Consider the following 25,510-nt stretch of genomic DNA (forward strand, 5'->3'; position numbering starts at 1 on the left):
CCCAAATTCCTTCTCGTACAAGTCCCTGATGTGTTATACTACATTAGTTATTAATGTGTGATGGAGGACTTCATGGGTAGAAATGCAAAAGCAAGAATGCAAAAAGGAAAATTACTTTCATTCGTTCCGACGGGGGAATATTATTTCAAGAAGGGGATTAAGGCATACCATCGACGTGATTTTTTGAAAGCAAAAAAATATCTTGGGCGGGCGCTGCAGCTTGAGCCGGGCGAGCCGATGATTGCATGCCAGTTGGCCATTGTGTCAACAGAACTGGGCGAATTTGAAGATTCCAACCGACTCTTGCACCTCATCCTTGAAGATCTTGATGCTGAAATGGCAGAATGCCACTACTTCTTAGCAAATAATTATGCCCATTTGGGATTTTTTAAAGATGCTTACCACCATGCCAAGCTTTACATGAAGCTGGATCCGGATGGTGATTTTACAGAAGATGCTGAAGAGTTGCTTGAGCTCTTGACGTTTGAGTCTGATGACTTAGAAGAAGAACTTTATCAACAAGATGATCTGATTGTGAAGCAGGAGCAGGCACGTGAGTTGTTAGAGTCAGGTTATTTTCCGAAGGCGATTGAATTGTTGAACGAGGTCGTCGAAGAGTATCCTGAATATTGGTCGGCCTATAATAACTTGGCGCTTGCCTATTTTTATTTAGGGAAAAGTGAAAAGGCAGAGGACATCTTAAACGAAGTGTTAGAACGAAATCCGGGAAATCTTCATGCCTTATGCAACAAGCTGGTATTTGCGCAATATCAAGGTCGCTATAAATATGTTTCCGAGCTGGTTGATTCGCTGAAAAAGATTAAGCCGATTCTTAGTGAGCATCAGTATAAGCTGGGAACCTCTTTCGCGTTAGTCGGTGAATACGAGCATGCTTATTTTTGGCTGAAAAAATTATATAAAAATGGCTTTGACGGGGATGGGCCTTTTTACTATTGGCTGTCCTATGCGGCACACCACATCGGTCTGGAGAATTTTGCAAGAGCCGTTTGGAAGAAACTGCTGGAGATTAATCCCGATAAGGAAGGCAACGAGCCATGGAATCTTGATGAAACAAGAGAGAACGGTTTTGAAGACCAAATTGGATCCATTTTTCAAAAGCTAGACAGTGATTATGTAGAGGAGAGATTATTTGCCATCTTTTTAGCAACTGTCTCTAATAAAAAGGAAGAAATTATGAATTCTAAGCGGTTGTTCCAGAACCAGAGGTTTACCGCTGTGGAGAAGGAATATATTTCACTGATTCGTTCAGGAAAACCATCACTGACTGCCGATGCTCAGGAAGTAGCTGAGATATTTTACGAAAGTTATCAACCTATTGGAGCCATCGAATCTGGACTCTATTTAATGTGGTTCTCGGTGTTTGTCGAATTATTTAAAGCAAATATCAGTTTGAAAAATAAACAGGCGTGGGCTGGTGCAGTGGAATATGTATGGCACCGACTTCGCAGTGAAAAGGTGTCTCAGCAGGAAATGGCCAGCCGCTATGGCGTGTCTTCGGCGACCATTGGCAAATATGTCAAGATCGTTAATGAACTGTTGGATTAATCCGACACATTTTTGTCAAAATAGGTGCATGATTTGAGCAGATTTTTGGACTATAAATAGATTGTTTAATACGATTAAGTAGTAGGGAAGACTATACTTAATCGTTTTTTTTATAAGGAGTGAAATATACGATGACTGAGGAAAAAATGTACGATGTCATTATTGCTGGCGCAGGTCCTGCAGGAATGACAGCTGCAGTATATACATCGCGTGCAAATCTTGCGACGCTCATGATTGAAAGAGGAATTCCGGGCGGGCAAATGGCTAATACCGAGGATGTGGAAAACTACCCTGGTTTTGAAAGTATACTAGGACCGGATTTATCGACAAAAATGTTTGAGCATGCCAAGAAGTTTGGCGCTGAATATGCTTATGGTGATATTAAAGAAATTGTCGATCACGGTGACTATAAAACAGTGGTAGCTGGTGCTAAGGAGTATAAGGCCCGTGCAGTGATCATCTCTACCGGTGCTGAATATAAGAAAATTGGTGTTCCTGGTGAAAAGGACCTGGGTGGCCGCGGTGTTTCCTATTGTGCCGTGTGTGACGGAGCCTTTTTTAAGGGTAAAGAGTTGTTTGTCATTGGAGGAGGAGACTCTGCCGTAGAAGAGGGTGTGTATCTAACCCGCTTTGCTTCTAAAGTCACGATTGTGCACCGCCGTGATCAGCTTCGTGCGCAAAAGATTCTTCAGGACAGAGCGTTTGCGAATGAGAAAGTGGACTTCATTTGGAATCACACCGTTAAATCCATCAATGACAAGGATGGCAAGGTTGGAAGTATTACGCTTGTGTCCACCGTTGATGGAACAGAGCAGGAACTTCCGGCAGATGGCGTGTTCATTTATATCGGAATGGTGCCGCTGTCTAAACCATTTGAAAGCTTGGGCATTACCAATGAAAATGGCTATATCGAAACAAATGATCAAATGGAAACCAAAATTCCAGGAATCTTCGCCGCAGGAGATATCCGCGAAAAAACATTACGTCAAATCGTTACAGCAACTGGTGACGGCAGCATTGCCGCTCAAGCCGTACAGCACTTTGTGGAAGAACTAGCAGAAGAAATGAAACTAAAAAAATAAAACCGGTGTAGTCAGCTCTTGTCTTGCAATCAGCCTGTGACCAATTGAAATAAATGTAACTTTTTACACCAAAAAAGTAACCCATTTATCACCCAACTGTAACAGCTCTGAAACAAAAATAAGGTATGATAAGAGAAATTGACCCCCTTTAAAATATACACCTTTTCCCGCACAGGACCAGCAGCCTGTGCTGTTTTTTTGTCTGTTAAAAATACCTAAAATGTCCATCTGGGGCGGACAAAATACCCTATTTGTCCACGGATGGTGCCTGTCACCCTACTGTTCACCCCCCACTGTCACCGCCACTTTACCGCCGTCCCCAATTCCTCTTACATTATTCAAATGAAACAATTTTGTATTCATTGTGGGGGATTTGTAAAAATAGTATAATGAAAAGAATGAATTAGTTGTTCAGTGATGCTTTCGATGTTTGCCTTGGATTGTGAGTGTTGTCACGTGTTCGAGGATTTAAGTAATGTTTATGTTAATGGTGGAGAAGGTGAGGACATGCAGCGGGTTACGAATTGTGTGCTGATTAGGGATGAAAAGGTGTTGTTGCTGCAGAAGCCGCGACGCGGGTGGTGGGTTGCTCCCGGCGGGAAGATGGAGCCCGGCGAATCGGTTCGGGATTCTTGTATTAGAGAGTTCCGGGAAGAAACGGGTGTATATTTGAAGAATCCACAATTAAAAGGGATTTTTACCATGATTATAAAGGAAGGAGATCAACTTCTTTCTGAATGGATGATGTTCACCTTTTTAGCAACTGATTCGGATGGATCAGGACTTGACGAGTCAGAAGAAGGCAAGCTGGAATGGCAGCCGTTACATAAAATTAAGGATTTGCCGATGGCCGCTGGTGATCACCATATCATTGACTACATGATCCACGGCAAAGGAATTATCTACGGTACCTTTACTTATACAAAAGATTTTAAACTTATTAGTTATCGATTAGATCCAAGCTAAGAAGGAAAAGGGGGAATGGAAATGAGTACCGGTTCGACAAGTGATATCCAAATGGTCATCATTACAGGAATGTCCGGAGCAGGAAAAACAGTCGCAATCCAAAGTTTTGAGGATTTGGGGTTCTTCTGTGTCGATAATTTGCCTCCTACATTACTACCGAAATTTCTAGAACTAATGAAGGATTCCGGGAATAAAATGAATAAAGTTGCCCTTGTTATGGATTTGCGAGGCAGGGAATTTTTTGATCACTTATTTAAAGCACTAGATGAGTTAGCAGAAACCTCCTGGGTGACTCCACAGATTTTATATTTAGATGCGGATGATGCAACATTAGTACGCCGATACAAAGAAACAAGACGCTCTCATCCACTGGCTAAATCAGGGTCACCTCTCGAAGGAATTACTCTAGAACGTGAGCTTTTGGAAGAACTAAAGGGGCGTGCCCAGCTAATTTACAACACTTCCCAGATGAAACCACGTGAATTACGTGAGAAAATATTAACGGAATTTACCGCGAATAATCAATTAATCTTCACCGTCAATGTCATGTCATTTGGATTTAAACATGGAATTCCCATTGATGCTGATCTTGTTTTTGATGTGCGTTTTTTACCAAATCCACATTATATTGAATCAATGCGGCCGAAAACAGGGTTGGATGATGAAGTCTCAGGCTATGTTTTAAAATGGAATGAAACGCAGAAATTTTTGGAAAAAGTAACCGATTTATTAGGGTTTATGCTTCCTCATTATAAAAGGGAAGGTAAAGCCCAACTTGTTATTGCCATTGGCTGTACCGGCGGTCAGCACCGGTCTGTTGCCTTAGCGGAATATATCGGTCATTATTTCCAAAATGATTATAAAACGAAGATCTCACACCGTGACATTGAGAGGAGAAAGGATAAAACAACATGAGAGAATTTGGCCAGCCCAGAATTGTCGTCATAGGTGGCGGCACCGGGTTACCTGTACTATTGAGGGGTCTGAAACAATATCCGGTTGATATTACGGCCATTGTGACGGTTGCGGATGACGGCGGCAGTTCGGGCAGAATCCGCGAGGACCTGCATATTCCTCCTCCAGGTGATGTTCGAAACGTTTTGGCAGCATTATCAGATGTTGAGCCTCTCGTAGAGGAAATGTTTCAACATCGCTTTAAAACGTCAAATGAACTTTCCGGGCACTCCCTAGGTAATTTGATTTTAGCTGCCATGACTTCCATCACAGGAAATTTCGTTCATGCCATCCAGGAAATGAGTAAAGTTCTGAATGTAAGGGGAAAAGTACTGCCTGCTGCCAACCAAAGTGTTGTCCTGCATGCAGAAATGGAAGATGGTTCAACCGTATCGGGTGAATCGAAAATACCATATTCGGGAAAAAAAATAAAAAAGGTGTTCCTCACGCCAAAAAATATTCGTCCGCTGCCTGAAACGATTCAAGCCATTCGGCAGGCAGATCTAATCATAATTGGTCCGGGAAGTCTATATACTAGTATTCTTCCGAATCTACTCGTTCCACGATTAGGGGATGAAGTTTGTCGCTCCCAAGCTAAAAAGGTGTATATCTGCAATTTAATGACCCAAGCAGGTGAAACCCACGGCTATGCAGCCAGTGATCATGTAAAATCCATCTATAATCATATGAGCTGTGCCTTCATTAATACCATTTTGGTTAATAACGAGGAAATTCCCCAGGATGTTCAGCTGCGATATAATGAAGAATTGGCCCACCCTGTTCAATATGATGTGAATGAATTGTCTGAACTGGGCCTTGAAGTGGTACACGCAGATATCGCCAACTTGGAAAACGGTGCACTACGGCATGATCCGAAGAAAGTAGCCCAAATTTTATATAATATCCTCATTACTGAAACCAAAAAGCGATATGAAGCGTAAATAAGTTGTGCCTGTTTTTTACCGTAAAAATTTACAAAAAATTCATTTGAATTTTCCGAAAAAATAACCTATTGTTTTTAAAAAAGGGGGTGAAGGGATGTCTTTCGCTTCGGAAACGAAAAAAGAATTAACGAACTTAGAAGTGAAGCCCTGTTGTATTCGTTCTGAACTGTCAGCTTTAATCCGAATGAATGGTTCCCTTTCCTTCTCCAATCGTAAATTAGTCGTTGATATTCAAACCGAAAATGCCGCGATTGCACGAAGAATTTATACATTATTAAAAAAGAGCTACGATATCCAAGTAGAACTGCTTGTTCGTAAAAAAATGCGCTTAAAGAAGAATAATGTGTATATTGTCCGCTTAATGGAGCAGGCAAAGGATATTCTTGAAGACTTGAAAATCCTGGGTGAAGGATTTACCTTCGTCCATGATATTTCAGCTGAACTAATCAAAAAGAAGTGTTGTAAGCGTTCTTATCTGCGAGGAGCCTTTTTAGCAGGTGGCTCCGTCAATAATCCAGAAACATCATCATATCACTTAGAAATTGCTTCACTTTATAAGGAACATAATGATTCCTTATGTGAATTAATGAATACATTTGGCTTAAACAGTAAAACGTTAGAGCGGAAAAAAGGATATATCACATACTTAAAAGAGGCTGAAAAAATTACCGAATTCCTAAATATCATCGGTGCCCACAATGCTCTGCTTCGCTTTGAGGATGTCAGAATCGTCCGCGACATGCGAAATTCCGTCAATCGTTTAGTAAATTGCGAAACGGCAAATCTAAACAAAACGATTGGTGCTTCGATCAGGCAGGTAGAAAACATCCGTTACATTGATCAATCTGTCGGACTGCAAATTTTACCAGTAAAGCTTAGGGAAATTGCCGAGCTTCGCGTAAATTATCCCGATGTCACCTTAAAAGAGCTTGGGGAAATGGTAACCGGCGGCACGATAAGCAAGTCTGGAATAAACCACCGCTTGAGAAAAATTGATGAGATAGCCGAAAAGCTTCGTGCAGGGGAAACACCAGTAATTTAATAAAATAATGGAAAAGTAGAGAGAATTTGAGGAGGAATTATATTATGTTGGTAAAACAAGTCGAAGTGAAATTAAAAACTGGTTTGCAAGCGCGGCCAGCTGCACTATTTGTTCAGGAGGCCAATCGGTTTTCAGCAGATATCTTCTTAGAAAAAGACGGCAAAAAAGTAAATGCCAAAAGTATCATGGGCTTGATGAGCTTAGCTGTAGGATCTGGAGTCGTCATTAATATCATAGCTGATGGTAACGACGAAGAAACGGCAATCCACGCTTTAGCTGATTTTATTGAAAAAGATCATTAAAAAATGGAACTGCCGGGCTGATTTGCCCGGTTTTCATTTTTTAATAAGATTCTTGTAATCTTGCCTGTTGATTCCCGCTTCAATCAACGGTATGCAATAAAAAACAACCGACCCCTTAAGGCCGGTTGCTTTTGCTTCATTACATATCTTTTTTAGTTTCAAGTACATTTCGAGTAATGATGTTGTCGATTAACCCGTATTCTTTTGCTCTTTCAGCTGTCATAAAGTTATCGCGGTCTGTATCTCTGCCAATAACCTCGATTGGTTGGCCAGTACGCTCAGCAAGAATGCCGTTTAATTTTTCACGAAGGAACAGAATGCGTTTAGCAGCAATTTCAATTTCAGTAGCTTGACCTTGAGCCCCACCAAGTGGTTGATGGATCATGACTTCTGCATTTGGTAACGCATAGCGCTTGCCTTTTTCACCAGCAGCCAAAAGGAACGCACCCATGGATGCAGCCATACCAATACAAACTGTAGATACTGCCGGCTTGATATATTGCATGGTATCATAAATGGCCATACCAGCTGTTATACTTCCGCCTGGGCTGTTAATATATAGGGTGATATCTTTTTCTGGGTTTTCAGCTTCTAAAAAGAGTAACTGTGCTACAATACTGTTAGAAACATTATCATCGATTGCGCTGCCAAGCATGATAATCCGATCTTTTAAAAGACGGGAATAAATGTCATATGCTCGCTCGCCGCGATTCGTCTGTTCAATAACTGTAGGAATCAAATTCATTTTTCTTCCTCCTTTAAATAGAAAAGGTAAAATCTTATGTACTGTTATCATACACTGATGGTCAATTAAGGTCAAACAATTCGCTCGTAAATTGTTCGACAATATTCACTTTACAAGGATAACCAGCCTCCACATTTTTAAACCCCAGTGCCACTTGCAAATCGATGATAAATATCATATAATAGTAAAGTCGCTTCATACATTTGCCCTCGTAGTGCAACGGATAGCACGCAAGATTCCGGTTCTTGAAATTCGGGTTCGAGTCCTGACGAGGGCGTCACTAAGCCACCTGTTTTATTTAAAAAACAGGTGGCTTTTTTATATAGTATTAAAAAATCATGCACATTTCTGGGCGCTCTTCATATATTAACTTCTGTGTGATATTGAAGAAAGAAGGATGATGAAATGAACAAAAATCAAGTAACAATTATTAGAAAAGACATAGACAGTGGAAATGAAATTAAAATCATTGAATGGAATGTAACGGATCCGGCGGAAAGCGTGTTTGCCGTTGTATCACCTGTAAAATTAAAATAATAAGAAGCTACTTATAACCATCTTATATGTAAAACTACATAATCAAAGATGGTTTAACGATCGGGTGGTGCCTGGCACCATTCGATTTATTTATATATTGACAAAATATGGATATAAAAATAGGCAATTTTTAAAGAAACAAATGAGAAAAGGGGTGGACACTTGGATCACATAATTTTTGTGAAGATTTTTAAAAGAGAATGATGTCATAAGGAGAAGTTTCAATCAATTAGCCATGGAAACATTCGGTATCGAGTTTGAGGACTGGTATGTAAAAGGGTACTGACTAAAAAGTATATCCCTTACTCGTTGGTTAAAGATAACCAAATCATTGCTACTGTATCTGTCAATATCCTAACCATTCTAATAAATGGCGATGAGGTACCTGCCATCCAAATTGGAACGGTTATGAGGGATGAAGGTTACCAAAATAAAGGTTACTCACGTTTATTAATGGAAAAAGTGTTAGAAGATTATTCTCATATACCTTTTATGTACTTATTTGCTAATGATACCGTTCTTGACTTTTATCCGAAATTTGGGTTTCGTCACATGGAGGAAACAATCTTTAGCTGTAACTATATGGTAGCGAATGGATGTCCTGCTAGTTTTGGTAAGCTAGATGGAACAAAACAGGAAGATTTAGAGTTTATTTATAAAAAAGCATTAACTAGGAAGCCGAATTCAGCATTATTTAGCACAACAGGAACGGAAGAACTGGTTATGTTCTATGCTATAAAGATCTTTCCCCAGAACTGCTATTGGATTGATGAGGAACAAGCGATTGTCATGTGTCAGCACCAAGGAAGCACATTACATATATACGACATCATCAGTAAAAGGGAAGTTAATATTACTACTATCCTAGAAACAATGACCACAGAAGAAACAAGGAAAATCACCTTTCACTTTACACCAACCTTTGAAAATCTAACCTATACAAAGAAAGAGTTTAGTGATCATTCAACCTTTTTTATAAGAATTACGCAAGAGTTAAACATGCCTCTCCACTTTAAGCATCCCAATACCTCCCAAGCCTAAATGATAAATTTTCCGATGGTGAGCAAAATAACAGGATAAAAACAGGAGTGGAGATGAATAACTTGACTGATTTTTGCCCTGCTTTGTGGACTGAGGAGCGGACACCGGATTCCTATTTGAACTGTAAAGAATGCGGATTATATAAACATGGATCACGAATCGTTTGGGGGGAAGGAAACCCTCACGCCCCTATTATGATTATTCTTGACAATCCGGGACTGCGGGAGGACCGAGAGGGTAACTCATTTGTTTGCGGAACAAGGCAGACTTTGCAAGAAGCTGCTAAGGAGTCTGGATTTTCCAATGCGGATTTATATGTAACGTATATTTTAAAAAGAAGACCGATGCGAGCGTATGAGAAGGAACGTACGAGGGAGATTTGTATGAATCACCTAAAGGAACAGTTGGATATAAAGCAGCCTTCCTTCGTGTTTTGTCTTGGAAACGTAGCGGTTCAATCTTTTTTTCAACAAACGGAAGCAGATGTAAAAGGTATGCGAGGAAAGTTGCATCAGGTCCAAGGGTTTCGGACAGCTGTGGCTTACCATCCGTTGGCTGTAAGGCGCCGTCCTAATCTTTGGAATCTATTTTTAGATGATTGGAAATTTCTTGCGGGACTGTATTTGAATAATAAGTCAGACTAATTTTCATTTTCTGATACACGAAAACCCTACTTTCATGTAAAATACATGGTAGGGGGGATTAGGATGAATTTAAAAGCGGGTTTATGGCAACAACAAACATTAAAATTGACGATGACCCAGGAGCTGTCTCAGGCTATTGCGTTATTGCAATATTCGGCGCTAGAGCTGACGGCCTTTTTGGAAAATAAAGCACTGGAAAATCCCCTGATGCAAATTGAGAATGCGAACGAGCAGCCAATGAATCCACTGATTGACCGGCATCGCCGGAAGCATCAAAAGGTGGAAAAGGATTGGATTGAACAAATTGCCGATAAACCAGTATCAATCGAGGATCAATTACTTTCGCAATTAAATTTAAAGAAGGTAACGGCTGAAGAGCTAAAGGTTCTTCGCTATCTTATCCAACATCTTGATGAAAACGGTTACTTCACTGACGATTTAGGGGAAATTGCGAAAAAGCTAAAGGTATCGGATGAGCTTGCTGAGGATTGCCTAGTAGTGATTCAAACCCTTGATCCAGCTGGTTTGGGGGCTAGAAATCTGCAGGAATGTCTCTTATTGCAGTTAGAACAGGTAAATCCCAACAATGAATTGGCCAAAAAGATTATTTCTGATTATTTTATCCCTTTTGCTGAAAAAAAGTGGAAGCAAATCGCAAAAGAGTTGCAGGTTAGTTTAAAGGAAATTCAAGATGTGTTTGATGAAATTCAATTATTAAATCCCAAACCAGGTGCTATTTTAGGAAAAGAATCTGCCAGCTATATTATTCCGGATGTTATTGTAGAACAAACACCAGCAGGCTTAACAGTCCGTATGTTTGACGATCCCATTCCGAAGATTAGCTTTAATGACCAATATTATAAAAAATTTAAAGATCAGGACCAGCAGGTAAATCGTTTTTTACAAGACAAGGTGCAGGATTATCAGTGGATATTAAAAAGTATTGAACAGCGAAAAGAGACACTTTCGAAGGTGGTCACAGCAATTGTTGAAAGGCAGCCGGCTTTTTTCCAAAAGGGGCCGCAATACTTGGTGCCGATGACGATGAAGGAAATTGCGACAGAGCTCGAAATTCATGAATCAACCGTAAGCCGTGCTGTCCGTGAAAAATACGTGCAGACCCCGGTCGGAACCTTCACCTTAAAATCATTTTTCACCAGCACAATCCAAACCGTGTCTGATGACGAAAACACCTCATCTACACAGGTGAAAAATGCGATCAGTAAACTCATTCAACAAGAAAATAAACAAAAACCACTATCCGACCAAGAAATCGTCGAACAACTAAAAACAACCGAAGGCATCATCGTATCAAGACGAACCATCGCAAAATATCGCGACCAACTTGGAATCCCCTCCTCCTCCAAACGGAAGAGATTTGACTAGGTGCCTGGCACCTTTTTTTGTTTTTTTAAAAGACTGGTGTGTCATTTGGGAATAAAGTCCAAATTGTCCACCTCACAAGGACAAAATATCCCATTTTGTCCACGAGCGGTGCCTGTCACCATTAACTAGTGAAAGGAATTAATAATTATGTCCAAAAAAACAATACTTACTTTATACACAAGAAATGGCTGCCATTTGTGTGAGGATGCGATGGATGTCCTGAGGGAATTGGAGCAGGAGTTTGCCTCATTAGTTGATCTGCAGGAAATTGATATTTCGACGAGTGATGAGTTGACGGAGCGGTATGGATTGATGATTCCGGTGGTGCTGATGGATGGGGAGGAGGTTGCTTATGGGCATGTTAACAAGTTTGACATAAGTAACCGTTTACAAGTCAAAAAAGGTGATAATAGGTGATTATATTTGTTGAAATAACATTTCACTCCTGATACAATTAAAAACGTAGTCAGGGTGATTTTTTTTGGATGAGGTGGGACATAATATGTCTATGGTGGACATTTTTAGACCAGCGGCATATTATAAAAGGAGAATGTAAGAAATGCAATCATTCATCGATATCGCAAAAAGATTATTACCTGATTTCCTTCAAGTCCTGCAGAAGAGATATTCAATCCTCAGATACATAGCAATGATGCAGCCGGTAGGAAGAAGGAGTCTAGCTACAAGCTTAGGTTTAACCGAAAGAGTCCTCCGTAGTGAAGTAGACTTCCTCAAAGTGCAAGATCTTATTACCAGCAATAATGTTGGTATGAGTTTGACCTTTGAAGGAAAAAATTTACTTGAGGATTTAGAAGGCTTAATGCGCGAGTTAATAGGGATTGATGTCATGGAGCTGGAGTTAAAACACCGTCTGGGCATCAAAAAGGTTGTCATCGTCCCTGGAGACAGCGATCAACAGCCTCTGGTAAAAGGCGAACTTGGAAAAGCATGTGCCATTAGTATGAAAAAGCTTTTTACTGGGAAAAATATCATCGCTGTGACTGGCGGATCAACTATGGCAGCTGTCGCAGAAAGGCTTTCGCCTGAATCAAGCGATAAAGATTTACTGTTTGTGCCTGCACGCGGAGGAGTGGGAGAAGATGTCCATAATCAAGCAAATGTGATTTGCTCGAATATGGCAAAAAACACTCATTCCAAACATCGGGTCCTTTATGTTCCAGACCAGGTGAGCATGGAAATTTATGAATCACTAGTAAAAGAGCCTGAAATCAATGAAGTTTTAAAATTAATTCGCTCGGCTAACATGGTTCTCCATGGAATTGGGGAAGCTATTACTATGGCCGAACGGAGAAAAAGTAGTTCTGAGATTTTGCAAAAGCTCGAAGACAGCAAAGCTGTTGGGGAATCGTTTGGTTATTATTTCAATGAGGCTGGCGAGATTGTCTATAAAGTGTCCACGATTGGACTTCAGCTCGAAGATCTCAATGATATTCCAAATGTCATTGCGGTTGCTGGAGGCTCATCGAAGGCAAAGGCCATTAAAGCCTATATGAAGCAAGCACCGGCATCCACAATCTTGATTACAGATGAAGGTGCAGCAAGTAAGTTATTAAAAGGGTAAAACCTTTTTAAAAAAATAAAATCCCTACCCAATTTAAAGGAGGAACTTTATCATGGCAGTAAAAGTTGGTATTAATGGATTTGGACGTATTGGTCGTAACGTATTCCGTGCGGCTCTAAGAAATAGCGAAGTGGAAATCGTAGCAATTAATGACTTAACAGATGCAAAAATGCTTGCTCATCTTTTAAAATATGATTCCGTACACGGAACACTTGCAGAAGACGTAACAGTTGATGGCGAATATTTAGTAGTTGGCGGCCATAAAGTAAAAGTTATCGCTGAGCGCGATCCTGCTCAACTTGGCTGGGGCGACCTTGGAGTAGATGTAGTTGTTGAATCTACTGGACGTTTCACAAAGCGTGAAGACGCAGCGAAACACCTTGAAGCTGGCGCGAAAAAAGTAATCATCTCTGCTCCTGCTTCTAACGAAGACATCACTATCGTTATGGGTGTTAACGAAGATAAATACGATGCAGCTAACCACCACGTATTATCAAATGCATCTTGTACAACTAACTGCTTGGCTCCATTTGCAAAAGTATTAAACGACAAATTCGGCATCAAGCGTGGTATGATGACAACTGTTCACTCTTACACAAATGACCAACAAATTCTTGACTTGCCACACAAAGATTATCGTCGTGCTCGTGCAGCTGCAGAAAACATGATCCCTACATCTACTGGTGCTGCAAAAGCAGTTGCATTAGTTTTACCAGAACTTAAAGGTAAATTAAACGGTATGGCTATGCGTGTACCAACTCCAAACGTTTCTGTAGTAGACTTAGTTGCTGAGTTGGAAAAAGATGTTACAGCTGAAGAAGTAAATGCAGCATTAAAAGAAGCTGCTGAAGGTCCATTAAAAGGAATCTTAGTATACAGTGATCTTCCATTAGTTTCTCGTGACTATAACGGAAGCCCAGCATCTTCATCTGTTGATGGATTATCTACAATGGTTCTTGAAGGAAACATGGTTAAAGTATTATCTTGGTATGACAACGAAGTAGGTTACTCTAACCGCGTTGTAGACCTTGTTGATTATATTGCTAAAAAAGGACTATAATTTTTTGGCTGGGATTGGAAATTATCCCAACAACTAGTTATAATGAAAAATGGTATGTCCAACGGGGAGTGGGGTGGATTCCCTCTCCCTTTTTCTGTGCAGATTTGCCCGAAGTTAAAGATTGCTCATACATAAGGAGGTCCCTTAATGAACAAGAAATCAGTTAAAGATGTAGATTTAAAAGGTAAACGCGTATTTTGCCGGGTAGACTTTAATGTCCCGATGCAAGAAGGAAAAATTACCGATGAAACGCGGATTCGTGCCGCATTGCCGACCATTCAGTATTTAATCGAACAAGGTGCTAAAGTGATTTTAGCGAGCCACCTTGGCCGTCCTAAGGGAAAAGTAGTAGAAGAAATGCGCTTAACTCCAGTTGCAGGAAGACTTTCCGAACTGCTTGGCAAAGAGGTTAAAAAAGCTGATGAAGCTTATGGTGAGTCTGTAAAAGCTCTAATTGACACCATGAATGAAGGCGATGTACTTCTTCTTGAAAACGTACGTTTCTATGCAGGCGAAGAAAAGAACGATCCAGAGCTTGCCAAAGCATTTGCTGAACTTGCAGATCTATATGTAAATGACGCGTTTGGTGCTGCTCACCGTGCACATGCTTCTACTGAAGGAATTGCACATCATCTTCCAGCTGTTTCCGGTTTCTTAATGGAAAAAGAGCTTGATGTATTGGGTAAGGCTCTTTCTAATCCAGAGCGTCCATTCACAGCAATCATCGGCGGTGCAAAAGTAAAGGACAAGATCGGTGTTATTGAAAATCTACTTGAATTAGTGGACAACCTCATCATTGGTGGAGGATTAGCTTATACATTCGTAAAAGCACAAGGTCATGAAATCGGCAAATCCTTGCTTGAAGAAGACAAAATTGATTTAGCGAAATCCTTTATCGAAAAAGCCAAGCAAAAAGGTGTAAATTTCTATATGCCAGTTGATGCGGTAGTGGCAGATGAATTCTCTGCTGATGCCAATACAAAAGAAGTAGGCATTGAAGAAATTCCAGCTGATTGGCAAGCTCTTGATATCGGACCAAAAACAGCTGAGATTTACCGTGAAGTGATTCAAAAATCTAAGCTAGTTATTTGGAACGGACCAATGGGTGTGTTCGAAATGGATAAATTCGCCAATGGCACGAAGGCAGTTGCCGAAGCTCTTGCTGAAGCAACGGATACTTATTCCGTAATTGGCGGCGGTGACTCAGCGGCAGCGGCTGAAAAGTTTGGCCTTGCAGACAAAATGAGCCACATTTCAACTGGCGGCGGTGCTTCACTTGAATTTATTGAAGGTAAAGCATTACCTGGCGTTGTTGCCCTAAACGATAAATAACTTTTAAATATATGTGAATAGTTCTACAAAAATCACCCTTGAAAGGATGTGCCACCATGCGTAAACCAATCATTGCAGGTAACTGGAAAATGAACAAGACCCTTTCGGAAGCAAAAAGCTTTGCGGAGGAAGTAAAAGGGCTTGTACCTGCTTCGGAACAAATGGAATCAGTTATTTGTGCACCAGCCTTATTTTTACAAAGCCTCGTGGAAACTACTAAAGGCACAAATGTAAAAATCGGCGCTCAAAACATGCATTTTGAAGAAAGCGGAGCATTTACTGGCGAAATCAGCCCTAAAGCTCTTGCAGACCTTGGCGTACAATATGTTATCATCGGACACTCTGAGCGTCGTGAAATGTTCAATGAAACAGATGAAACAGTAAACAAAAAAGCACTTGCTGCTTTTAAATACAACCTCACTCCAATCGTTTGCTGTGGTGAAACACTTGAGCAGCGCGAAAACGGAGAGACAATGAACCTAGTGGGCTCACAAATTGAGAAGGCATTAGCGGGTATGACAGACGATCAAGTTAAACAAACGGTTATTGCCTATGAACCAATTTGGGCAATTGGCACTGGTAAATCTTCTACTTCTGCGGATGCTAATGAAGTTTGTGCTCATATCCGTCAAGTGATTGCTAAGCAATTTTCACAGGATATTGCCAACGAAGTAAGAGTTCAATACGGTGGCAGCGTGAAGCCTGAAAATATTAAAGAATATATGGCACAATCTGATATCGATGGTGCTTTAGTAGGCGGCGCAAGCCTTGAGCCTCAATCATTCTTACAATTATTGGAGGGCGGCAAAAATGAGTAAAGCTCCAGTAGCCCTCATTATTTTAGATGGCTTCGGCTGTAGAGACGAAGTAAAGGGAAATGCAGTTGCACAGGCGAAAAAGCCAAACTTTGATCGCCTTTGGAAAACCTTCCCGCACTCCCATTTAATTGCTAGCGGTGAGGCTGTTGGCCTTCCAGAAGGACAAATGGGGAACTCTGAAGTCGGCCATATGAATATCGGCGCCGGACGCGTCGTATATCAAAGTTTAACACGTGTAAACATTGCAATTCGTGAAGGTGAATTTGAAAAAAATGAAACCTTCGTTGGTGCGATGGAGCATGTGAAGAAAAACGGTACAGCCCTTCATTTATTTGGCTTACTATCAGACGGTGGCGTTCACAGCCATATCAACCATATGTTTGCCCTTTTGAAACTAGCTAAAGAGGAAGGCGTCGAAAAGGTCTATATTCATGGATTCCTTGATGGCCGTGATGTTGGACCTCAAACAGCCAAAACATATATTCAAGAAACATTGGACAAAATGAAGGAGTATGGTGTTGGGGAATTTGCATCCATCTCTGGTCGCTATTATTCCATGGACCGTGACAAGCGCTGGGAGCGTGTAGAAAAGTCTTACCGTGCAATGGTATACGGTGATGGCCCTACTTACACCGATCCAATTGAACTTGTTGACGATTCCTATTCTCATGGAATCTTTGATGAATTCGTTCTGCCTTCTGTTATAGTCAAAGAAGACGGACAGCCGGTTGCAACGATTCAAGAGAACGATGCTGTGATTTTTTACAATTTCCGTCCTGACCGGGCCATTCAAATTTCTAACACATTCACAAACGAAGATTTCCGTTCATTTGACCGTGGGCCAAAGCATCCAAAGAACCTTTACTTTGTCTGCTTAACTCACTTCAGTGAAACAGTTGATGGCTATGTTGCCTTCAAACCAACGAATTTGGATAACACTTTAGGTGAAGTTTTATCCCAAAATAACCTTAAGCAGCTTAGAATTGCCGAAACTGAAAAGTATCCGCATGTTACCTTCTTTATGAGTGGTGGCCGTGAAGCGAAGTTTCCTGGTGAAGAGCGAATCTTGATCAATTCGCCAAAAGTGCCAACCTATGATCTTAAGCCTGAAATGAGCGCTTATGAGGTAACGGATGCCTTGTTAAATGAAATAAAGGCTGATAAATTTGACGCCATTATTTTAAACTTTGCTAACCCAGACATGGTAGGCCATTCCGGTATGCTTGAACCAACAATTAAAGCAGTGGAAACGGTTGATGAATGCCTTGGAAAAGTGGTAGACTTAATCCTTGAAAAAGGTGGATATGCTATCATTACGGCAGACCATGGTAATGCTGATGAAGTCATTACCCTTGAAGGCAATCCAATGACTGCACATACAACTAACCCAGTTCCGGTTATTGTAACAAAGCAAGATATTGAGCTTCGTGATGGCGTATTGGGCGATTTAGCACCAACCATGCTGCAATTGTTAAACGTTGAACAGCCAAAAGAAATGACTGGAAAATCTATTATTAAATAATTTTTTAAAAATAAAGGAGAGACTATCATGCCTTATATTATTGATGTTTATGCACGTGAAGTATTAGATTCCCGCGGTAACCCAACTGTTGAAGTGGAAGTATTCACTGAATCCGGCGCATTCGGCCGTGCTTTAGTGCCAAGCGGCGCTTCTACTGGTGAATACGAAGCAGTAGAACTTCGTGATGGCGACAAAGATCGTTACCTAGGAAAAGGCGTATTAAACGCAGTTAAAAACGTAAATGAAATTATCGCTCCATTCTTAATCAGCGAAGGCTACAGCGTTCTTGACCAAGTCTCTATCGACAAAGCGATGATCGAGCTTGACGGAACAGATAACAAAGGAAAATTAGGTGCAAACGCAATCCTTGGTGTTTCCATGGCTGTTGCACGTGCAGCTGCAGAATATTTAGATGTTCCATTATACCAATACCTTGGCGGTTTCAATGCGAAACAACTTCCAGTGCCAATGATGAACATCGTGAACGGCGGCGAGCATGCTGACAATAACGTTGACATCCAAGAATTCATGATTATGCCAGTGGGTGCTCCAAGCTTTAAAGAAGCACTTCGTATGGGTGCTGAAATCTTCCATACATTAAAATCAGTTCTTAAGTCTAAAGGACTTAACACTTCAGTTGGTGACGAAGGCGGATTTGCTCCAAACCTTGGTTCTAACGAAGAAGCTCTTCAAACAATTGTTGAAGCAATTGAAAAAGCTGGTTACAAGCCAGGAGAAGAAGTTATGCTTGCTATGGATGCAGCATCATCTGAGTTCTATAACAAAGAAGACGGTAAGTATCATCTTTCTGGGGAAGGCGTTGTGAAGACTTCTGCAGAAATGGTTGATTGGTACGAAGAGCTTGCTTCTAAATATCCAATCATCTCAATCGAAGACGGATTAGATGAAAACGACTGGGAAGGTCACAAATTATTAACTGAGCGCATCGGTCATAAAGTTCAGTTAGTAGGTGACGACTTGTTCGTAACCAACACTAAGAAACTTGCTGAAGGTATTGAAAAAGGCATCGCAAATTCAATCCTAATCAAAGTTAACCAAATCGGTACATTAACTGAAACATTCGATGCAATCGAAATGGCAAAACGCGCTGGCTACACTGCAGTTATCTCTCACCGCTCTGGTGAAACAGAAGACAGCACAATCGCTGACATCGCTGTTGCGACTAATGCTGGACAGATCAAAACTGGTGCTCCATCTCGTACAGACCGTGTTGCGAAATACAACCAATTGCTTCGTATCGAAGACCAATTGAGCGAAACTTCTCAATACAACGGCATCAAATCTTTCTATAACTTGAAAAAATAATCATGATATGATGAGGCATCCACGTAAAAGTGGGTGCCTTTTTAGTTGAAAAATGTAAAAATGCGCAGTCCAATTATGTAAGAAAAGCGTGATTAAAAGTGGTATTAATTCCCTTGTAAACCTACTAAGATAAGTCTTGTGGATATGTTACATATCTCTTTTTCAAAAACATGTTTAGGGGGGAAATAAATGGAAAAGAAGAGAAGATTTATTGGGCTGATTGCAGGGTTAGGATTATTACTATCAACGACAACTGTGTTTGCTGAACCGGAGGACTCAATTATTCAAATTGAGGAACAATCAACGCAGCAGCAGCTTTCTAAAGCCCCCTTATTTAAAAGTTCCCCGACTAATCTTAGAAAGATAACTCTAGTTGACCTCAATCGCGGTCGTAAAGAAGGGCAAGTCATTGTAAAATTTAAGCAAGGTAAATCGCTCGATGTGATCGGGGAACAGGCAAAGGCTAGAGGTATGAAAGTAGGAAAGGTCCTGGATCCCGAATTAGGTTTACAACTTTTGGAGTTTGATGCGAATGTTGACTCTGTAGAAAATGTCATTCAATTTTTAGATGATTCAAGAATAGTGGAATATGCAGAACCAAACTATATTTTACAACCCGATGCAGTAACGGACCCTTACTATGGATTACAATGGGGGTTGAAGAATACGGGACAGCCAATTATGGGAGTTGCAGGAAAAGCGGGGATCGATATTAAAGCAGAAACTGCATGGCTGAAAACAAAGGGAAACACCTCTACAGTAATTGCCGTTATTGATACGGGAACAGATATAGCCCATCCCGACTTAAAGGATAATATTTGGAAAAATCCAGGTGAGATTCCAAATGATAAAATCGATAACGATAAAAACGGTTATATTGATGATGTAAATGGCTGGAATTTCTATGATAATAATAATAATGTATTTTATTCACCAGACGAAGATGATCATGGTACCCATGTTTCAGGCACTATTGCCGCAAAGGCAAACAATATTGGAGTCATCGGAGTGGCTCCCAATGTAAAAATTATGCCATTAAAGTACCTTGGTCCGGGAGGCGGCTATACTTCAGATGCCATACTAGCCATTAATTACGCAAAAGCTAAAGGAGTTAAGATCACGAATAACTCTTGGGGCGGGGATGCCTACAGTCAGGCTTTATACGACACCATTAAAAGCTCAAACTCTTTATTTATTGCAGCGGCAGGCAATGACGGGGTCAATAATGATGCCAAACCACACTACCCATCTTCCTTTAATCTTTCCAACATTCTCTCAGTAGCCGCCATCACCAATACCGGCAGTCTTGCTTCATTTTCTAACTATGGCGCCACAAGTGTTGACGTTGCAGCACCTGGGCAGGCTATCGCAAGTACATTCCCTTCTAATCAGTATTATTATTTAAGCGGTACTTCTATGGCTACCCCACATGTTACCGGAGTTGCAGCTCTTGTTATGGCTGTTAAACCGGCATTAACTCCACTACAAATAAAAGATACGATTATGAAGTCAGTAACAAAATTATCCTCTTTAACCGGAAAGATCGTAACAGGCGGGCTCATCAATGCAGGCACTGCAGTAGCTGCAGGAGCAGCGGATGATGATATTCCGGGAGTTCCTTTTACTGGCACAAGTAAAAGTGGAACCTTAAATGTCTCCGGTGATCAAGACGACGTATATTCCATTAGACTTTATAAGGGGGAAAAAGTAACGGTCTCCTTAACGGGCGCAGTCGGAACCGATTTTAACCTTTTCCTTTATAAGCAGACCACTAAAACAGTTAAAACAAGAACAGGGTTTGTAGCAAATTCACAAAAAGCAGACACCTCAACTGAGACTTTTTCGTATATTGCACCTACTGATGGCACCTATTATATAGATGCATATGCTTTGAAAGGTTCCGGGAGCTATACCCTTACAGTTAAGAATCGGATCTTGGCTGGAGCAGGTGTCTACCAAGATAGTAATGCCTATTTAATTTTTGGTGGCACCTGGTCAAAAGTGTCGAGCACAAGTGCTTCCGGTGGATCGTATAAATGGGCAAATGGAGCTGGTGCGAATGCTCAACTCGTATTCAATGGCACTTCGGTATCGATCAATGCTCTCAGAAATAGCTCGCAAGGAATCGCCAAGGTAACTCTGGACGGAGTCGCCTATAATGTAAATTTATACTCGGCAACGACAAAATATAATCAGACCGTATTCACTAAAACAGGACTCACTGCAGGACGTCACGTGCTAAAAATCGAATGGACCGGAAAAACAGCTGCAGGAGCACCGACAGGATCAACAAGGATTAACGTGGACGCAATCACAGTTAAATAGATAAGTTTACGCCGTTTAGGCCCTGCAGATAAATATACTAGCAGGGCCTATTTGCATACATAGAAATAAGTCGAATAATCCCAAAAGGTGTCACATAACTACTATTGTTAAAAAGGGTAGAATATGGTACATTAAAACTACTGTGAAATGCTCGTCTACAGGAGGTGGCCTTTTATGCATACATTAGTCGTAGTATTATTAATAATCGTCAGCATCGCACTTATTGCTGTTGTCTTACTTCAATCAGGTAAAAGCGCTGGTTTATCCGGTGCCATTTCCGGTGGTGCAGAATCACTGTTCGGAAAGCAAAAAGCACGAGGAATCGACTTAGTCCTCCACCGTATCACAATCGTTCTGTCAGTCCTATTCTTCCTACTCGCACTGGCAGTAACCTACTTCAAAATCTAAATAATACCCCAAACCCGGCTAATCAGCCGGGTTTTTTAGTCGACAAAAAAGGCTGCTAACCTCAAGTGTCCACCCTAGATGGACAAATTGCACTTTTGTCCACGAGCGGTGCCTGTCACCATCACTGTCACCATCACGACCCCCACCAAGTCGTTTTAATGGAATGTTAGGCCTAGCATTGCTTAAACTAAGGGATAGTGAGATATTTGTAGTTAGGGGAGTTATATTGTATGAGGATTGCATTGCCGAAACCATTTACTTTTGAGGGAGGGAAGCGGGCGGTTCTTCTGTTGCATGGGTTTACGGGAAATTCGTCGGATGTGCGGATGCTTGGGCGTTATTTGGAGAAGTACGGTTATACGTGCCATGCGCCTCATTATAAGGGGCATGGAGTTCCTCCTGAGGAATTGGTACATACAGGTCCTAAAGATTGGTGGCAGGATGTCTTAAATGGTTATCAATGGCTAAAAGATCGGGGACATGAGGAAATTGCGGTGGCGGGTCTTTCCCTTGGAGGGGTATTTTCCCTGAAATTAGGTTACACTGTACCTATAAAAGGAATTGTGCCGATGTGTGCTCCGATGCATATAAAAAGTGAAGAAGTTATGTATGAAGGTGTTCTAGAATATGCCCGCGAATTTAAAAATCGGGAAGGAAAATCAGCCGAACAAATAGAAATGGAAATGGATGAGTTTAAAAAAACACCGATGAATACACTCAAAGCATTGCAGCAATTAATTGCAGATGTTCGAGAACATATAGATATGATATATGCCCCAACCTTCGTGGTACAGGCACGTCATGATCATATGATCAACACCGAGAGCGCCGATATTATCTACAATGAAATTGAATCACCAAAAAAACAAATTAAATGGTACGAAGAATCAGGCCATGTCATTACTCTTGATAAAGAAAAAGAGCAGCTACATCAAGATGTTCATGCATTTTTAGAAAGTCTTGACTGGCACGATTAAATAAACCCTTAAAGGAGGGGTAATATGGAAAACATTCAAAAGCACATCGACAAGCTTTTGCAATATATGAAGGATGAGGCCTACAAGCCACTTACCGTTCAAGAGCTAGAAGCCGCATTCGGCATCGAAGACTCAGGAGATTTTAAAGAGTTTGTTAAAGCACTCGTTCAAATGGAGGAAAAGGGATTAGTGGTCCGCACCAGAGCGAACCGCTACGGTCTTCCGGAAAAAATGAACCTTATCCGCGGTAAGTTGACCGGTCATGCGAAAGGCTTTGCCTTTGTCATACCTGACGAGCCGGGAATGGACGATATTTTTATTCCGCCGAACGAAACCAATCACGCCATGCATGGAGACATCGTGTTAGTTCGTGTGTCTTCAGAGAGCTCTGGACAGCGCCGTGAAGGTACGGTTATTCGAATTGTGGAAAGAGGCATCCAGCAAATCGTCGGAACTTATGTTGAAAGTAAGAATTTTGGCTTTGTTATACCGGATGATAAAAAGTTTGCCAGTGATATTTTCATTCCAAAAGCAGCTTCCAAAGGGGCTGTCGAGGGTCATAAAGTAGTTGTAAAACTTACTTCATATCCAGAAGGCCGCAAAAGCGCAGAGGGCGAGGTAACAACGATCCTTGGCCATAAAAATGACCCGGGTGTCGATATTCTATCCATCATACATAAGCTTGGCCTTCCAATGGCCTTCCCTGATGAAGTGCTGCAGCAGGCCAACGAGGTTCCGGACACCATTGATGAGAGTGAACTGGCGAACCGCCGTGACCTGCGTAATGAGGTCATCGTTACAATTGACGGCGCTGATGCCAAAGACCTTGATGATGCCGTAACAGTATCAAAACTGGAGAATGGAAATTTTAAGCTGGGCGTCCATATCGCTGACGTTAGCTATTATGTTAAAGAAGGCTCCCCAATTGACCGGGAAGCAGCAGATCGAGCCACCAGTGTTTATTTAGTAGATCGAGTCATTCCTATGATTCCACATCGACTTTCAAATGGAATTTGCTCATTGAATCCAAAAGTGGATAGACTGACCCTTTCATGTGAGATGGAGATTAACGACGAAGGTCAGGTCGTTTCCCATGAAATTTTCCAAAGTGTCATTAAAACAACTGAGAGAATGACCTATTCCGATGTTAACCGGATTCTCGTCGATCAGGATGAAGAAACACGGAACCGCTATGATTCACTCGTTCCAATGTTCGAATTAATGGAGGAGCTAGCGGCCATACTCCGCAACAAACGGATGACCCGTGGAGCGATCGATTTTGATTTTAAAGAATCAAAGGTTCTCGTGGATGAAGACAGTAAGCCCAAAGATGTTGTGCTCCGGGAGCGTTCCGTGGCGGAGCGGTTGATTGAAGAGTTCATGCTGGCTGCCAATGAAACCGTTGCAGAACATTTCCACTGGATGGAGGTTCCGTTTATTTACCGGATTCACGAGGATCCGAAGGAAGATAAACTCCGTAAGTTTTTCGAGTTTATCACCAACTTCGGCTATATCGTAAAAGGAACAGCCAATAATGTTCACCCTCGGGCTCTGCAGGAAATCATTGAGGAAGTACAGGGCAAACCGGAAGAAATGGTGATTTCAACAGTCATGTTGCGCTCCATGCAGCAGGCGAAATACTATCCGGAAAGCTTGGGGCACTTCGGGTTATCCACGGAATTCTATACGCATTTCACATCACCTATCCGGCGTTATCCGGATACGATTGTTCATCGCTTGATCCGTACCTATCTGGTGGAAGGCAAGCTAGATGAGGCAACAAGGGAAAAATGGAATGCCGAATTACCGGACATAGCAGAGCATTCTTCCAAAATGGAGCGCCGTGCCGTGGAGGCAGAGCGGGAAACCGATGAATTGAAGAAAGCAGAATATATGGAGGATAAAATCGGTGAAGAGTTTGACGGCATTATCAGCTCCGTCACAAACTTTGGGATGTTTGTTGAGCTGCCGAATACCATTGAAGGTCTTGTCCATGTCAGCTATTTGACCGATGATTATTATCGCTATGATGAGCGTCACTACGCCATGATCGGTGAAAGGACGGGCAATGTCTTCCGGATTGGCGATCAAATCACCGTTCGCGTCGTAAACGTAAATAAAGATGAACGGTCCATTGATTTTGAAGTCGTCGGCATGAAGGGTACTCGCCGTAGAGAACGTTCTGATACACCAAAGGTCTTTAAAACGGGCAGTGATTCCCATAAACCGCGCCGCAATAAACAAGGTGACCGTAATGCTAAAAGCGAAGCAGGCGGGGGTCAAGGAGAGAAAAAGAAAAAGAAGCGGAAGTTCTATGAAAATGTTCCGGTTTCCAAAAGCATCAAAAAGAAGCATAAGAAACGAAAATAAACGAGGAGAGCCAGTATAAAGGCTCTTCTTTACTTTTCTATAAATGGTTATTCTGTTAAAATAAAAGCCAGAGATCGAGGTGAAAATAATGCCAAAAGGTGAAGGAAAAGTAGTTGCCCAGAATAAAAAGGCTACCCATGATTATTTTATCGAAGAAACATATGAAGCCGGGATTGTGCTTCAAGGGACCGAAATAAAGTCGATCCGTGCCGGACGTGTGAATTTAAAAGACTCTTATGTCCGTATTCAAAATGGCGAAGCTGTCTTGTTTGGAATGCATGTCAGCCCATATGAACAAGGCAATCGCTATAACCACGACCCATTGCGGACGAGAACACTGCTGCTTCACAAAAAGGAAATTAATAAGCTATTTGGTGAGGTAAAAGAAGCCGGATATGCGTTAATTCCATTGAAGCTATATTTGAAAAATGGTTTTTGTAAGGTGTTAATCGGTCTGGCAAAAGGTAAAAAGAACTATGATAAACGCGAAGACTTGAAGAAAAAAGAAGCCAAGCGTGAAATCGAACGTGCCTTCCGTGAACGTCAGAAAATGTAGCTTACAAAAAATTACAATTGAAAAT

General features: G+C 41.3%; 25 protein-coding genes and 1 tRNA gene. 24 read left to right on the forward strand and 2 right to left on the reverse strand.

Features of this window, described 5'->3' with window-relative positions:
* Positions 1-72: 72 nt before the first annotated feature.
* The 7 genes from ACI3K6_RS09825 (at position 73) to ACI3K6_RS09855 (ending at position 6,856) form a co-directional block, all read left to right on the forward strand.
* The gene (locus tag ACI3K6_RS09825; RefSeq protein WP_335477017.1) at positions 73-1,566 is read left to right on the forward strand and encodes a tetratricopeptide repeat protein; all 1,494 of its coding nucleotides are present in this window, start codon (positions 73-75) and stop codon (positions 1,564-1,566) included.
* Between the two features lie 131 nt (positions 1,567-1,697).
* The gene (trxB, locus tag ACI3K6_RS09830; protein ID WP_435554677.1) at positions 1,698-2,648 is read left to right on the forward strand and encodes a thioredoxin-disulfide reductase; all 951 of its coding nucleotides are present in this window, start codon (positions 1,698-1,700) and stop codon (positions 2,646-2,648) included.
* A gap of 507 nt (positions 2,649-3,155) precedes the next feature.
* A complete protein-coding gene (locus ACI3K6_RS09835; protein WP_335477072.1) occupies positions 3,156-3,614 on the forward strand; it encodes an 8-oxo-dGTP diphosphatase in 459 nt (152 codons plus the stop codon).
* A gap of 21 nt (positions 3,615-3,635) precedes the next feature.
* Positions 3,636-4,529: an RNase adapter RapZ gene (gene rapZ / locus ACI3K6_RS09840; protein ID WP_335477021.1), complete on the forward strand. Its 894-nt coding sequence runs from the start codon at positions 3,636-3,638 to the stop codon at positions 4,527-4,529.
* The gene (locus tag ACI3K6_RS09845; RefSeq protein ID WP_335477023.1) at positions 4,526-5,509 is read left to right on the forward strand and encodes a gluconeogenesis factor YvcK family protein; all 984 of its coding nucleotides are present in this window, start codon (positions 4,526-4,528) and stop codon (positions 5,507-5,509) included. Before rapZ ends, ACI3K6_RS09845 begins: the two co-directional genes overlap by 4 nt.
* Positions 5,510-5,606: 97 nt before the next feature.
* Positions 5,607-6,554 (forward strand): DNA-binding protein WhiA, encoded by a 948-nt coding sequence (whiA, locus tag ACI3K6_RS09850; protein ID WP_435554678.1) that lies wholly within the window; start codon positions 5,607-5,609, stop codon positions 6,552-6,554.
* Positions 6,555-6,598: 44 nt separating this feature from the next.
* Positions 6,599-6,856: an HPr family phosphocarrier protein gene (locus tag ACI3K6_RS09855; RefSeq protein ID WP_435554679.1), complete on the forward strand. Its 258-nt coding sequence runs from the start codon at positions 6,599-6,601 to the stop codon at positions 6,854-6,856.
* 139 nt (positions 6,857-6,995) lie between these two features.
* Here ACI3K6_RS09855 and clpP read toward each other — a convergent pair whose 3' ends face one another.
* Both clpP and ACI3K6_RS09865 read right to left on the reverse strand, forming a co-directional pair.
* On the reverse strand, positions 6,996-7,601 hold the full coding sequence (gene clpP / locus ACI3K6_RS09860; RefSeq protein ID WP_335477031.1) for an ATP-dependent Clp endopeptidase proteolytic subunit ClpP: 606 nt from the start codon (positions 7,599-7,601) through the stop codon (positions 6,996-6,998).
* A gap of 61 nt (positions 7,602-7,662) precedes the next feature.
* On the reverse strand, positions 7,663-7,800 hold the full coding sequence (locus tag ACI3K6_RS09865) for a hypothetical protein (protein ID WP_435554680.1): 138 nt from the start codon (positions 7,798-7,800) through the stop codon (positions 7,663-7,665).
* A 6-nt stretch (positions 7,801-7,806) separates the two neighbouring features.
* On the opposite strand from ACI3K6_RS09865, the gene ACI3K6_RS09870 reads away from it, so the two are divergent.
* The 17 genes from ACI3K6_RS09870 to smpB all read left to right on the forward strand — a co-directional run bounded on the left by ACI3K6_RS09870 (position 7,807) and on the right by smpB (position 25,485).
* Positions 7,807-7,878, forward strand: a tRNA-Arg gene (locus ACI3K6_RS09870).
* 128 nt (positions 7,879-8,006) lie between these two features.
* Positions 8,007-8,138, forward strand: coding sequence for a hypothetical protein (locus ACI3K6_RS09875; RefSeq protein WP_335477033.1), 132 nt, complete (start codon positions 8,007-8,009; stop codon positions 8,136-8,138).
* A 309-nt stretch (positions 8,139-8,447) separates the two neighbouring features.
* Positions 8,448-9,179 (forward strand): GNAT family N-acetyltransferase, encoded by a 732-nt coding sequence (locus ACI3K6_RS09880; RefSeq protein ID WP_435554682.1) that lies wholly within the window; start codon positions 8,448-8,450, stop codon positions 9,177-9,179.
* A gap of 53 nt (positions 9,180-9,232) precedes the next feature.
* Positions 9,233-9,823 carry a uracil-DNA glycosylase gene (locus ACI3K6_RS09885; protein ID WP_435554683.1) on the forward strand — a complete coding sequence of 197 codons (591 nt, stop codon included), beginning with the start codon at positions 9,233-9,235 and terminating at the stop codon, positions 9,821-9,823.
* 63 nt (positions 9,824-9,886) lie between these two features.
* Positions 9,887-11,209, forward strand: a complete 1,323-nt coding sequence (rpoN, locus tag ACI3K6_RS09890) for an RNA polymerase factor sigma-54 (RefSeq protein ID WP_435554684.1) — start codon at positions 9,887-9,889, stop codon at positions 11,207-11,209.
* A 147-nt stretch (positions 11,210-11,356) separates the two neighbouring features.
* Positions 11,357-11,626 (forward strand): glutaredoxin family protein, encoded by a 270-nt coding sequence (locus ACI3K6_RS09895; RefSeq protein WP_335477041.1) that lies wholly within the window; start codon positions 11,357-11,359, stop codon positions 11,624-11,626.
* Positions 11,627-11,768: 142 nt separating this feature from the next.
* On the forward strand, positions 11,769-12,791 hold the full coding sequence (locus ACI3K6_RS09900) for a sugar-binding transcriptional regulator (protein ID WP_435554685.1): 1,023 nt from the start codon (positions 11,769-11,771) through the stop codon (positions 12,789-12,791).
* A gap of 52 nt (positions 12,792-12,843) precedes the next feature.
* Positions 12,844-13,851, forward strand: a complete 1,008-nt coding sequence (gene gap, locus ACI3K6_RS09905) for a type I glyceraldehyde-3-phosphate dehydrogenase (protein WP_335477045.1) — start codon at positions 12,844-12,846, stop codon at positions 13,849-13,851.
* Positions 13,852-13,998: 147 nt separating this feature from the next.
* Positions 13,999-15,183, forward strand: coding sequence for a phosphoglycerate kinase (locus ACI3K6_RS09910; protein WP_435554686.1), 1,185 nt, complete (start codon positions 13,999-14,001; stop codon positions 15,181-15,183).
* Between the two features lie 56 nt (positions 15,184-15,239).
* Positions 15,240-16,001, forward strand: a complete 762-nt coding sequence (tpiA, locus tag ACI3K6_RS09915; protein ID WP_435554687.1) for a triose-phosphate isomerase — start codon at positions 15,240-15,242, stop codon at positions 15,999-16,001.
* Entirely contained in the window at positions 15,994-17,523 is a 1,530-nt protein-coding gene (gpmI, locus tag ACI3K6_RS09920; RefSeq protein WP_435554688.1) for a 2,3-bisphosphoglycerate-independent phosphoglycerate mutase, read from the forward strand. Before tpiA ends, gpmI begins: the two co-directional genes overlap by 8 nt.
* 27 nt (positions 17,524-17,550) lie before the next feature.
* Positions 17,551-18,849, forward strand: coding sequence for a phosphopyruvate hydratase (eno, locus tag ACI3K6_RS09925; RefSeq protein ID WP_435554689.1), 1,299 nt, complete (start codon positions 17,551-17,553; stop codon positions 18,847-18,849).
* Between the two features lie 189 nt (positions 18,850-19,038).
* A complete protein-coding gene (locus tag ACI3K6_RS09930) occupies positions 19,039-21,174 on the forward strand; it encodes a S8 family serine peptidase (protein ID WP_435554690.1) in 2,136 nt (711 codons plus the stop codon).
* A gap of 174 nt (positions 21,175-21,348) precedes the next feature.
* On the forward strand, positions 21,349-21,582 hold the full coding sequence (gene secG, locus ACI3K6_RS09935; RefSeq protein ID WP_335477061.1) for a preprotein translocase subunit SecG: 234 nt from the start codon (positions 21,349-21,351) through the stop codon (positions 21,580-21,582).
* 230 nt (positions 21,583-21,812) lie between these two features.
* The gene (locus tag ACI3K6_RS09940; RefSeq protein WP_435554691.1) at positions 21,813-22,559 is read left to right on the forward strand and encodes an alpha/beta hydrolase; all 747 of its coding nucleotides are present in this window, start codon (positions 21,813-21,815) and stop codon (positions 22,557-22,559) included.
* A 24-nt stretch (positions 22,560-22,583) separates the two neighbouring features.
* Entirely contained in the window at positions 22,584-24,929 is a 2,346-nt protein-coding gene (gene rnr, locus ACI3K6_RS09945; RefSeq protein WP_435554692.1) for a ribonuclease R, read from the forward strand.
* A gap of 88 nt (positions 24,930-25,017) precedes the next feature.
* Positions 25,018-25,485 carry an SsrA-binding protein SmpB gene (gene smpB / locus ACI3K6_RS09950; protein ID WP_435554693.1) on the forward strand — a complete coding sequence of 156 codons (468 nt, stop codon included), beginning with the start codon at positions 25,018-25,020 and terminating at the stop codon, positions 25,483-25,485.
* Positions 25,486-25,510: the final 25 nt, after the last annotated feature.

Origin of the sequence: Neobacillus solisequens, from assembly GCF_051233465.1 — a bacterium.
In the GTDB taxonomy this organism is placed as follows: domain Bacteria; phylum Bacillota; class Bacilli; order Bacillales; family Cytobacillaceae; genus Neobacillus.